The organism is Eudoraea adriatica DSM 19308 (assembly GCF_000382125.1).
GTDB classification, from domain to species: domain Bacteria; phylum Bacteroidota; class Bacteroidia; order Flavobacteriales; family Flavobacteriaceae; genus Eudoraea; species Eudoraea adriatica.
This window is the reverse complement of the sequence record NZ_KB907552.1, coordinates 23,590-35,009: the sequence shown is the minus strand read 5'-3', so window position 1 is coordinate 35,009 and position 11,420 is coordinate 23,590. Positions and strand designations below refer to the sequence as shown.

Sequence of the window (11,420 nt, the reverse complement as noted above, 5' to 3'; positions counted from 1 at the left end):
AAATACATTATTTGAATGGTTGTTAAAAGTCAATTAAAATTTATAAAAAGCTTATATCAAAAAAAGTACCGAATTCAAAACGGACTTTTTGTAGCAGAAGGTAGGAAGGTCGTTTCAGAGCTAATGAATTCTAAAATTACGGCACATAGCATTTACAGTACTGATCCCCTGTTCAAGGCAAAAAGTAAAGTAAAAGTTCACTATATTTCAGAAAAAGATCTTTCAAGATTAAGTTTTCAAAAAAGTCCAAACAAAGTATTGGGAATTTTTGAGATTCCAGAGGCAGAAGATATTGATTTTTCAGACTGGGTAGTTGTTTTAGATGCTATTCAGGATCCCGGAAATTTGGGAACCATAATAAGGCTGTGCGATTGGTTTGGAATAACCCATTTGATATGTTCACCTGATACCGTTGATTGTTATAATCCTAAAGTCCTGCAATCCACTATGGGTTCTATTGCCCGGGTTAATATTGTCTATAAGGATATTGTTGATTTGCTTGAAGAAAACAAAAATGTCGCCTTTGGCACTTACATGCAGGGAAATTCGGTATATTCTGCAAATCTACCCGAAAAAGGGCTATTAATACTGGGGAATGAAGGAAAGGGTATATCTGAGGAAGTAGGTCTTAAGTTAAATGCTAAAAACCGCCTGAGTATTCCCCAATATGGGAAAAAAACTACTGAAAGCCTGAATGTTGCAACAGCAACGGCGATTTTTCTAAGTGAAATAAGAAGAGGCACAAGAGTAACTAATTAAACACTTGCTCCGGAGAAAGAAATATTCAAAAATATTTAAGAGGTTTTGGCCTATTCAAAAGTAAAATTCACAAAAAACCCTCTGGTTTTCATGGCATCTATATTTCCGGTCCAGGGACTGTTTGGATCGTTATCCGGCACTAATTCATTGCTAAGCGCAAAAACCCCCCGGATAGAAGGAGAAAATTTAAAATATTCCGTATAGAAATCAATGCCAAATCCAAGTTCCCAGTTATAGAGGGTTTTAGTCATTCGAAAAGTACCACTGCTGTTATCGTCGAGGCTGTCTTCGTTACTGCCCAAATTCAGGGAAGCAGATGCGCCGCCAATGATAAAAGGTTTCCAGTTACCAAATCTTCGGGCACTTACTTTAAGGAGTAAGGGAAAATTTATATAAGTAGATTTTACATCTCTCAAAGCGTCATTTGCATCGGTAAATCCTTTATAACCTAAAGTCCTTTGTGTATAAAACAAACCGGGTTCAAACCGGAGGTCCAAAAATTCGTTAATTCTCAGTTCCCCTATCAGGCCTACATTGAAACCAATAGATTTATCTACCAGAATATCATCCAGGTCATTCTTATATTCAAATTTAAAGCCATATTGATTAAATCCCAGATAATATCCCCAGTTTAATAAGGCCTTATCTTCATTTTCAAGATTTATTATGGGTTTTTCCTTAAATTGGGCATGCAATGGACTCGTGACCAGCATTAAGAAACCTATCAAAAAAACCAAGATATATTTCATTTATCTATTTTGTAGCTACATATATAGACGCCACACCAAATGTCTGTGGCTTGTTCTCCATAGCTATAAACCCAATTTTCCCTAAAATATTGTTGAAAGCCTGTCCGTGCGGAAAAACCGCGGCAGATTCTGCAAGATAAGTGTAAGCAGAGCGGTCTTTGGAGAACAGTTTGCCAATTAAGGGAAGGATATTTTTAGTATAAAACCAATACCCTTGTTTAAAGGGGAATTTGGTTGGTACAGAAGTTTCTAAAACTACAAAGGTGCCGGAGGGTTTTAAAACACGGTATATTTCCGCCAATCCTTTTTCGAGATTTTCAAAGTTCCGTACTCCAAAGGCTACAGTCACTGCATCGAAGGCATGATCATCGAACTGCAGATTTTCACTATCGCCAAGAATCATTTCAATAGTTGAATCCAAACCTTTATCGGCTACTTTTTTTTCCCCTATTTCCAACATGCCTCTGGAAATATCCAGGCCAATTATTTGTTCTGCCCCTGTTTTTACTAAATTAATAGCCAAATCTCCGGTTCCGGTTGCGATGTCAAGTATTTTATTTGGATTTTTTTTCTTTAGAATAGCTACCACTCTGTTTCTCCATTTTATATCAATACCAAAAGAAATTACCCTATTTAGACCATCATAGTTACCCGAAATTGCGTCAAACATTTGTGTGACCTGCTGTTTTTTTCCAAGTGCAGATGTTTTATAAGGGTTTACTTTTTTTGACATAAGCTAAATTTTGAGGCAAAGATAATACAAAGCCCGCTTTGAAAATGAGTATTTGCGGGGATAATCCAAATACATTCAAAGTCCATTTTTGCTAACCAAGTTAGACATTAATCAAAATAAATTTACGTAATTTTGCCATTGCAAACTTTGCAAAAACAACGTACATGAGCTTCATTGGCTTATATTATTTCAAAATAGCTCCTTTACGCCAAATTCAGACTCTTGATAATTAATAAATACTAAAGATGAGGATTATTATTGCGGGGGCAGGCGAAGTAGGTTTTCATTTGGCAAAACTTTTATCATATGAATCCCAGAACATTACTTTGATAGATTCTAACAAGGAAAGTTTAACTTACGCTGACAGTCATTTAGATATAAAAGTTCTTAAAGGCGATGCTACATCCATTTCTGTTTTACGCGAAGCAAAAGTTGAAAGTTCGGATCTTGTAATTGGGGTAACTTCTTCAGAAACCACAAATATTACTCTTTGTTTATTGGCTAAGCAAATGGGCTGCAAAAAAACCATTGCGAGAATTTCAAATATTGAATTTATCGATAACAAGGAACTGATTAATTTTTCAGAAATGGGAATTGACGAATTGATCTCCCCTGAAGAGTTGGCCGCCACGGAAATACAGCTTTTACTTAATAAGTCAGCTTTTTTTGACACTTATGAGTTTGAGGAAGGGGCTTTGATAATGGTTGGCGTTGTCTTGCCCAAAGGCGCACCTTTCATTGGCAAAACGGTCAAAGATGCGGCTCATATATTTCCAGAATTGCATTTTATGCCTATTGCCATGCAAAGGATTGGAACCCAGTATACATTGATGCCAAGAGGTGATACGGTATTTAAGGAAAATGATCAGGTATATTTTGTTACCGATAGAAAAGGAGTAGATGAACTTTACAAACTTACGGGTAAAAAGAAAGAAGAGATAAAAAACGTAATGATTTTAGGAGGTAGTAAAGTTGGGTATAATGCTGCCCGAGATCTCTGTTCCAAAAAATTTAATGTAAAGCTAATAGAGAAAAACAAAGAGAGGGCTTTTGATATATCAGACAGTTTGCCTAATGCCCTTGTAATAAACGGGGATGGCAGGAATGTGGAATTATTGGAAGAAGAAAGTCTGGAATCTATGGACGCATTCATTGCGGTTACCGGAAATTCAGAAACCAATATTATGTCTTGTCTGATGGCAAGATCCAAGAATATCAAAAAAACCATCGCTCTGGTGGAAAATATGGATTACTTCCAACTCTCCCAATCCATTGGTGTTGATACTTTAATTAATAAGAAATTACTCGCAGCTAATAATATTTTCAGGTATATCAGAAGGGGTGAAGTTGTTGCTCTTACAAGATTAAATAACCTAAATGCCGAAATCCTGGAATTCGAAGTAAAGGAAACCTCCAGGGTAAATGGAAAATTTATACGCGAAATCGAATTTCCCAGATCTGCAATAATTGGCGGGATTGTAAGAGATGGAGTTGGAAATATTGCCCTGGGCGATTTTAGGATTCAGGAAGGAGATAGGGTGGTTGTATGCTGTTTGCCGGATTCCATTTCAAAAATTGAAAGGCTCTTTATATAATGACAGGTCTGAATTATAGAATAATTATCCATTTAATGGGATTACTGTTATTATTTAATGGTGGTTTCATGTTAGTTGCGGCTTTGGTTAGCGGCATTTATGATGATGGAGTTACACTTGATATTACCCTGGCGGCCATAATAACTTTATTGCTTGGTATTCTGTCCATGTTTTATACCAGAGGGCATGATAAAGAAGTTAAAAGAAAAGAAGGATATATCATTGTTACACTTGGCTGGATTGTAATGTCTGCCTCCGGGATATTGCCATATGTTTTTTCCGGGGCTATCCCAGGTATTACGAATGCTTTTTTTGAGACTATATCCGGATATACTACTACCGGTGCCTCAATTCTGAACGATATTGAATCTCTTCCAAAAGGTATCCTCTTTTGGAGGAGTCTTACCCACTGGATAGGGGGTATGGGTATTATTGTCCTGGCAATCGCCATACTTCCTCTGCTTGGAATCGGAGGAATGCAACTGTTCTCTGCAGAAGCTCCCGGGCCAAACGCGGATAAGCTCCACCCCAGAATTACGGACACTGCGAAAAGACTTTGGCTGATTTATTTTGGATATACTGCAGCTGAAACCCTTTTATTAAGTGTAGCCGGAATGTCTTTTTTTGATGCTATAAACCATTCTATGGCAACACTATCTACAGGTGGATTTTCTACCAAAAATGCGAGTCTTGCCTATTGGAATAACCGTCCCCTCATACAGTATATAGTTATATTCTTTATGTTTCTCGCCGGGAGCAATTTTGTATTGAGCTATTTTGCCTTTAAAGGCAAAATCCAGAGGGTGTTAAGGGATGAAGAATTTAAGTTTTACAGCGTGTTAATGTTGATTTTTACCTTAATTACGGCACTGGTTGTCTACTTTATGGCCAATGTTGAAGTTTCAAACTTCCACCCAATGCTATTTGGAGAAGTTGAAAGTTCTTTCAGACATGCATTGTTTCAGATTACTGCCGTTATTACAACCACCGGATTCGTCACCGCAGATTTTACGGCCTGGACTCCCTTTTTAACCGTTTTCTTCTTCGGGTTGATGTTTATGGGAGGGTCTGCAGGTTCCACAGCCGGAGGTATTAAAGTAATGAGGCATATCCTAATTATCAAAAACGGCTTGCTGGAATTTAAAAGAACCTTACATCCTAATGCCATTATTCCTGTTAGATTCAATAATAAAACGGTGAGCGAGCATATTGTCTACAACATAATTGCATTCTTTGTCCTGTATATGCTGCTTTTTATAATAGGTGCCCTCGTGCTGAGTCTATTAGGTCTGGATTTTATTTCCGCAGTTGGCGGTGCGGCATCATCCCTTGGAAATGTTGGACCCGCTTTTGGAGACTTTAACCCTGTAAGTAATTACAATAGCCTGCCATTGCTGGGAAAATGGTGGTGTGGTTTTCTTATGCTTGCAGGCAGATTGGAATTATTTACCGTATTGATACTTTTTAACCCTTATTTCTGGAAAAAGATATGATCCATCAGAAATATGGTCAAAGGCTAATCCATACTTAGACTACAGCTTTAATTCTTTTTACAGCTTCCCTTAATTCATCTTCCGAAGCAGCATAGGATATTCTTATGCAGTTTGGATTGCCAAATGCTTCGCCAGTAACAGTAGCTACATTAGCGTTTTCCAATAGATATAAAGCAAAATCGGATGCATTTTTTATAGTAGTTCCTTTCAGGGTCTTACCAAAGTAACTCGAAATATCAGGAAAAACATAAAAAGCACCTTCCGGAACATTTAAACTAAATCCATTTATTTCCCCCAAAAGCTCCAGCAAGAGATCTCGCCTTTTATGAAATTCATCAATCATGAATTGAATTTTGCTAACAGGAGCATTTAAAGCCTCAATAGTAGATCGTTGCGCTATAGCATTCGCACCACTTGTAATTTGTCCCTGAAATTTAGTACAGGCCTTTGCAATCCATTCAGGTGCTCCTATATAACCAATTCTCCATCCGGTCATAGCGAAAGCCTTAGATACGCCATTAACTGTTATTGTTCTCTCGTACATTCCATTAATACTGGCAATACTTTCATGCTTGCCCCTGAAATTTATATGTTCATAAATCTCATCGGATACGACCAGGATATCTGGATAATTTTTCAATACAAGAGCCAGACCTTCCAATTCTTCTTTGCTATACACAGAACCACTCGGATTACATGGAGAACTAAACCAAATCATTTTAGTTTTCGGAGTGATTGCCGCCTCCAATTGTTCCGGAGTCATTTTAAAATCTGATTCTATACTGGTTGGAACTTCGACCGGTATCCCTTCTGCCAGTTTTACAATATCGCTATAGCTTACCCAATAAGGGGCAGGTAAAATTACTTCATCGCCCTTATTTAGAATTACCATTGCTACATTTGCCAGAGATTGCTTTGCTCCCGTTGACACAACTATTTGGCTCAGCCCATAGTCCAGAGCATTATCCCTTTTAAATTTATTTGATATGGCTTGCTTTAGATCTGCGTATCCATCTACCGGTGAGTAACTGCTATAGTTCTCATCAATGGCTTTTTTTGCTGCTTCTTTGATAAACTCCGGAATATTGAAATCTGGCTCCCCTAAACTCAACCCAATGATATCTTTCCCCTGGGTTCTTAATTCTCTGGCTTTTGCGGCCATAGCTAAGGTGGCCGAAGTAGACATGTTTTTTATTCTATCGGATAAAAGTTTACTCATTCTTGCGATTAATTTACTGGTACTGTAATGCAGGCTTTTTGCCTAATTCCTTTAAGTGTTTGAAATGCGAAATTATGGCTTTTCTTGTAGTTTTATACTCGTTGTAAGGTAAATTAAACTCCTTTGCCGTTTGTTTAACAATTTTGGAGATTTTTGTGTAATGAATATGGCTGATATTTGGAAATATATGATGCTCTACCTGATGATTTAAGCCTCCTGTAAACCAATTCACAACCCTGTTTTTTGTTCCAAAATTTACTGTCGTCAGCAACTGATGTATGGCCCATGTATTTTTCATGGTACCGTCTTTTTCCGGCAATGGCGTTTCGGCTTCATCTACAACATGCGCCAATTGAAAGACAACACTTAGTATTACACCAGCCACATAATGCATAACAAAAAAGCCTAGTAATATTTTCCACCATGCGATGTCTAAAACCAGCATAGGCAGCACAATCCAAATTGTGATATAAATCATTTTAGTAGCCACCAAAACACTCCAGTTAAGGAAAGGATTTGGAAACTTCCCGTAGGATAGCTTACGTTTGGTATAGCGGTACATTTGCATAAAATCTGTGGTGATGGCCCAGTTAAATGTTAACAAACCATAAAGAAACAAAGAATAGTAGTGCTGAAATTTATGGAACCTGTGCCATTTTGCATGTTCGGAAAAGCGCAATATTCTTCCGGCCTCAAGATCTTCGTCATGCGTATGTATGTTGGTATAGGTGTGATGCAGTACATTGTGCTGTACCTGCCAGTTATAGACGTTTCCGGCCAGAATATAAATACTGCTCCCCATTAGCTTGTTAACCCATTTCTTGGTGGAGTAGGAGCCGTGGTTTCCATCATGCATTACATTCATGCCTACACCTGCCATGCCAACACCCATGGTAATGGTCAATAGCAGATTTGCCCAGTTAGGCAAATTCAGCGTCAATATTATAAAGTAGGGTGCAAGAAAAAGAGCAAACATAATGGCTGTTTTAAAATACAAACGCCAATTGCCGGTTTTCTTTAACTCATTTTCCTTAAAATAGTCATTAACTCTTTTATTCAGGGTTTTAAAGAACTGTGCCGAATCTTTTCTCGAAAATTTAATTGTGGTCGAATCCATATGGAGAAATCATTTGTGTAAATATAACGTAATATCTTGCTTTTTAATACCTCTCTTGTGCGATAATTAAAAATGGCGTTAGGAGTGAATGTATTATTTTTGGCAAAATACAAAGGTACATATGCAAGCTGATATAATATTTAAATATTTTCCCAATTTATCCGAAATACAAAAAGAGCAGTTTTTGCACCTTGAAAATTTATATCAGGACTGGAATAAAAAAATAAATGTGGTTTCCAGGAAAGATATAGACGAACTTTATTTGCGACATGTACTTCATTCTTTGGGGATAGCTAAAATTATATCTTTTAAAAAAGGAGCCTCTATCCTGGATGTTGGAACTGGTGGTGGTTTTCCGGGTATTCCCCTGGCTATACTTTTTCCGGATACGAGTTTTACACTAGTAGACGCAATTGGGAAGAAAATAAAAGTAGTAGACGAAGTCGTTTCAGGCCTCGGTCTAAAAAACGTCACCACTTATCACAAAAGAGTCGAAGACCTTGATGAACAGTTCGACTTCATTGTCAGCAGAGCAGTCGCTGCTATGCCCACTTTTGTAAGATGGGTTCAGGGTAGTATCAGGAAAAAATCAGTGCATGAACTTAAAAATGGTATTCTTTATTTAAAGGGAGGGGACTTATCCGAAGAGTTAAAAGGCTATAGAAACGTTCAGGTATTTGAAATGTCTGAATTCTTCGGGGAGGAATTTTTTAAAACCAAGAAAGTGGTTTATTTGCCAATGAAGTATAAGGGCAAAAGTTAAAGCATTAACATCATATTAAAAGAATACCTACAATTCTGAGCATAGGTTTTAATGTATTCAATGCATCTTTTCAAGGTGCTTTTTATTGTTTTAACACTAATATTTTTTTCCATTTCAAAGATTTGATTTAGAGTACAGGTAGTAATCATAAAGCTATAGGTTTAAAACTTTAACTTAAGTCCGGAGGTGGATGTAGTATTCATATTTGCTGCCTTAATTATGTCCGTTTTATACCTGGCAGGGACTACCTGCCATCCTTCATAGACTTCCCCATTAATATAATATCGTTCAGAATTTTCAGTCATAGCGGTTTTGGTCATCAATCTATAGTAGTTGGCAGGGGCTTCTGTTCCGGCTTTGTCTCCAAGCAAAACCAATTCATGAACTCCATCGCCATCAACATCAGATTGTATCCAATTTAATTCCAGTATTTTATTATAGGTGCCATCGGCCATCATATTCTTTATGTTGGAATTAAAATCTTCAATAATTTTACGCGTATCTGGTTTGTCCTTTAAAATGGCCAGGTGAAGTGGTTGAACCATAAAGGCCTCTTTGCCAATTTCAAGAAATCTGCTGATATCATTCATTTGATAGTTTAGCAAATAGGATATGAGCAATTCATCTACCAACATATAATCTGTCTTGAATGTTAGTAATTTTTCCAGGTTTTCCTGATGACTCTTGCCGGGTATGATTATAACATCTAAAGATGTATAAACTGAAGTGCCATAGGCATATCCTGAAATAATTGCAATTCTTTTGTCTTTTAATTCGCTTAGGGATTTAGCACTGACATCACTTCCTTTTCTTCCTACTAATACCAACCGGTTTTCAAGATATGGTTCCGAATAGAGCAGGTAATTCTCCCGGTCTTCTGTCTTCCACAAAGCAGCACTTCCATCGTAAATACCTGTATTTATTCCGTCCATTACTTTCGAAAATCCGGTAATCGTCTGCTCTGTTTGTACATCCCCGCGTTTCAGGGCCTCTTTTACCAATTCGAGTGCAAAGCCCTTCTCGCTGTCCACATCGGTAAATGGGGGATATATATCTGAAGCCAGTTTTATATGCTGCTGCGAGTACAAAAAGATAGAGGGAATAGTTAGTAAAACTAACAGGAAATTTTTCATAGCTGTGCCCGATTAATGGTAATAGGACCATAAGATAAAGCAACCAGCTCTGAAATTATGTTAAAAAAAGAAACAAAATTAGAGAGGAATTTTATTTTGAATGTAATATGATTAAGCCCTTCAACATTTTGGCGGGGATAGTTTTTTACCCCCGCAAAAGAAGGAATTATTGATCGTCCGGGCTATCCCAGAAACGGATAGCGATAATCCTCCGGAGTCACAAATGTCTCTTTAATAAGCCTCGGTGAAACCCATCGGAGCAAATTTTGAGCGGAACCGGCTTTGTCATTTGTCCCTGAAGCCCTGGCCCCACCAAAAGGTTGCTGCCCTACGACGGCCCCCGTTGGTTTGTCGTTTATATAGAAGTTACCCGCACAATTCTGCAGTGCTTTGGTGGCTTCATCTATAGCATACCGGTCTTTTGCCAAAACAGCACCTGTCAGGGCATATTCAGATGTCTCATCAACCAGTTTCAGCGTTTTCGACCAATCCTTATCTTCATAAACATAAACTGTAACCACCGGCCCAAACAATTCAGTTTCCATCGTTGCGTAATGAGGATCAGTTGTCAGTATTACTGTGGGTTCAATGAAATAACCTTTGGATTTATCATAATTTCCCCCAACAACAATATTTGCATTCTTATCTTTTTTAGCCTGCTCAATATATGAGGCCAATTTATCAAACGATCCTTCATGTATTACAGCAGTTATAAAGTTGCTCATATCTTCGGGAGATCCCGGAGGGTTGAATGATTCTACATCCCTCTTTACGAAATCCAATATTTCGGCAGAAGTAGATTTTGGCAAATATACCCTTGAAGCCGCACTGCATTTTTGCCCCTGAAATTCAAATGCACCCCGGGTGATTGCAGTAGCCACATGTTGAGGTTTGGCTGTTGGATGCGCAATTATAAAATCTTTACCGCCGGTTTCACCAACAATTCTTGGATATGTTTTATAGCGGTCAATATTATTGCCTATCTGTTTCCATAAGGATTTGAAAACATGTGTGCTTCCCGTAAAATGAATTCCTGAGAAGTCGGCACTGGATAAAACCGTGTCTGTTATCATTACCGGATCACCATACACGACGTTGATTACTCCGTCTGGGAGACCAGCTTCCTTAAATACGTCTACAATAACTTTAGCGGAAAAAATTTGGCTGTCACTGGGTTTCCATACGACCACGTTGCCCATCATAGCGGCACTAGCAGGAAGATTACCTGCTATTGCTGTAAAGTTAAAAGGTGTAATTGCATATATAAACCCCTCAAGCGGCCTGTATTCTACACGATTCCATATCCCATCAGAAGATTCAGGTTGTTCCGAATATATCTGGGACATATAGGAGACGTTAAACCTCAGGAAGTCTATCAACTCGCAGGCCGCATCAATTTCTGCCTGATGTATTGTTTTTGACTGCGCCAGCATAGTCGCTGCATTTATTTTGGCTCTGTAAGGTCCGGCAATAAGATCTGCTGCTTTTAAAAAAATACTGGCTCTTTGTTCCCATGCCAGTGATGCCCATGCTTCTCTGGATTTGAGCACATTTTCTATAGCCAGGCTTACGTGACTTTTTTCGGCAAGGTAATACTTACCTAAAATATGTTTGTGATCATGCGGAGGAGACATTGTGCGGGTAGAGGCTGTCGTTATTTCATCGCTGCCAATATATAAGGGAACTTCCAGACTTCCTTCGAAGTATTCTTTATATTGTTTTAAAACCTCAGCTCTTTCAGGAGTACCTGGAGCATAACTTTTTATTGGTTCATTAATAGCCATCGGAACTTCAAAAAAACCTTTACCCATAATTACTTTATATTAATTATAATTTAGAGGTCAAAGGTACTAAAACCC

At 38.0% G+C, this 11,420-nt stretch carries 10 protein-coding genes; 4 read left to right on the top strand and 6 right to left on the bottom strand.

Annotation, left to right across the window (positions count from 1 at the left end):
- Window positions 1–15: 15 nt before the first annotated feature.
- On the top strand, window positions 16–759 hold the full coding sequence (locus G504_RS0115035; RefSeq protein ID WP_019671021.1) for a TrmH family RNA methyltransferase: 744 nt from the start codon (window positions 16–18) through the stop codon (window positions 757–759).
- 50 nt (window positions 760–809) lie between these two features.
- Here G504_RS0115035 and porT read toward each other — a convergent pair whose 3' ends face one another.
- Window positions 810–1,508 carry a type IX secretion/gliding motility protein PorT/SprT gene (porT, locus tag G504_RS0115030; RefSeq protein WP_026348613.1) on the bottom strand — a complete coding sequence of 233 codons (699 nt, stop codon included), beginning with the start codon at window positions 1,506–1,508 and terminating at the stop codon, window positions 810–812.
- Window positions 1,509–1,512: 4 nt separating this feature from the next.
- Complete coding sequence (gene ubiE / locus G504_RS0115025; protein ID WP_019671019.1) at window positions 1,513–2,241, bottom strand: bifunctional demethylmenaquinone methyltransferase/2-methoxy-6-polyprenyl-1,4-benzoquinol methylase UbiE; 729 nt, start codon at window positions 2,239–2,241, stop codon at window positions 1,513–1,515.
- A gap of 245 nt (window positions 2,242–2,486) precedes the next feature.
- On the opposite strand from ubiE, the gene trkA reads away from it, so the two are divergent.
- Window positions 2,487–3,836 carry a Trk system potassium transporter TrkA gene (trkA, locus tag G504_RS0115020; protein ID WP_019671018.1) on the top strand — a complete coding sequence of 450 codons (1,350 nt, stop codon included), beginning with the start codon at window positions 2,487–2,489 and terminating at the stop codon, window positions 3,834–3,836.
- 35 nt (window positions 3,837–3,871) lie between these two features.
- Window positions 3,872–5,329: a TrkH family potassium uptake protein gene (locus tag G504_RS0115015; protein ID WP_157473427.1), complete on the top strand. Its 1,458-nt coding sequence runs from the start codon at window positions 3,872–3,874 to the stop codon at window positions 5,327–5,329.
- A 34-nt stretch (window positions 5,330–5,363) separates the two neighbouring features.
- Here the strand turns inward: G504_RS0115015 and G504_RS0115010 are convergent, their stop codons facing one another.
- Window positions 5,364–6,548, bottom strand: a complete 1,185-nt coding sequence (locus G504_RS0115010) for a pyridoxal phosphate-dependent aminotransferase (RefSeq protein ID WP_026348612.1) — start codon at window positions 6,546–6,548, stop codon at window positions 5,364–5,366.
- A gap of 13 nt (window positions 6,549–6,561) precedes the next feature.
- The gene (locus G504_RS0115005) at window positions 6,562–7,665 is read right to left on the bottom strand and encodes a fatty acid desaturase family protein (RefSeq protein WP_019671015.1); all 1,104 of its coding nucleotides are present in this window, start codon (window positions 7,663–7,665) and stop codon (window positions 6,562–6,564) included.
- Between the two features lie 121 nt (window positions 7,666–7,786).
- Between G504_RS0115005 and rsmG the strand changes: the two genes are divergently transcribed.
- Window positions 7,787–8,428: a 16S rRNA (guanine(527)-N(7))-methyltransferase RsmG gene (gene rsmG, locus G504_RS0115000; protein WP_019671014.1), complete on the top strand. Its 642-nt coding sequence runs from the start codon at window positions 7,787–7,789 to the stop codon at window positions 8,426–8,428.
- Between the two features lie 161 nt (window positions 8,429–8,589).
- Here rsmG and G504_RS0114990 read toward each other — a convergent pair whose 3' ends face one another.
- Window positions 8,590–9,561, bottom strand: a complete 972-nt coding sequence (locus G504_RS0114990; RefSeq protein WP_019671012.1) for a substrate-binding periplasmic protein — start codon at window positions 9,559–9,561, stop codon at window positions 8,590–8,592.
- Between the two features lie 182 nt (window positions 9,562–9,743).
- Window positions 9,744–11,372: an L-glutamate gamma-semialdehyde dehydrogenase gene (gene pruA, locus G504_RS0114985; protein WP_019671011.1), complete on the bottom strand. Its 1,629-nt coding sequence runs from the start codon at window positions 11,370–11,372 to the stop codon at window positions 9,744–9,746.
- Window positions 11,373–11,420 lie beyond the last annotated feature (48 nt).

Bases quoted from the DNA above. Each gene is read 5' to 3' on its own strand.
- G504_RS0115035 (WP_019671021.1), top strand. From the start codon at position 16: ATGGTTGTTAAAAGTCAATTAAAATTTATAAAAAGCTTATATCAAAAA.
- porT (WP_026348613.1), bottom strand. From the start codon at position 1,508: ATGAAATATATCTTGGTTTTTTTGATAGGTTTCTTAATGCTGGTCACG.
- ubiE (WP_019671019.1), bottom strand. From the start codon at position 2,241: ATGTCAAAAAAAGTAAACCCTTATAAAACATCTGCACTTGGAAAAAAA.
- trkA (WP_019671018.1), top strand. From the start codon at position 2,487: ATGAGGATTATTATTGCGGGGGCAGGCGAAGTAGGTTTTCATTTGGCA.
- G504_RS0115015 (WP_157473427.1), top strand. From the start codon at position 3,872: ATGGGATTACTGTTATTATTTAATGGTGGTTTCATGTTAGTTGCGGCT.
- G504_RS0115010 (WP_026348612.1), bottom strand. From the start codon at position 6,548: ATGAGTAAACTTTTATCCGATAGAATAAAAAACATGTCTACTTCGGCC.
- G504_RS0115005 (WP_019671015.1), bottom strand. From the start codon at position 7,665: ATGGATTCGACCACAATTAAATTTTCGAGAAAAGATTCGGCACAGTTC.
- rsmG (WP_019671014.1), top strand. From the start codon at position 7,787: ATGCAAGCTGATATAATATTTAAATATTTTCCCAATTTATCCGAAATA.
- G504_RS0114990 (WP_019671012.1), bottom strand. From the start codon at position 9,561: ATGAAAAATTTCCTGTTAGTTTTACTAACTATTCCCTCTATCTTTTTG.
- pruA (WP_019671011.1), bottom strand. From the start codon at position 11,372: ATGGGTAAAGGTTTTTTTGAAGTTCCGATGGCTATTAATGAACCAATA.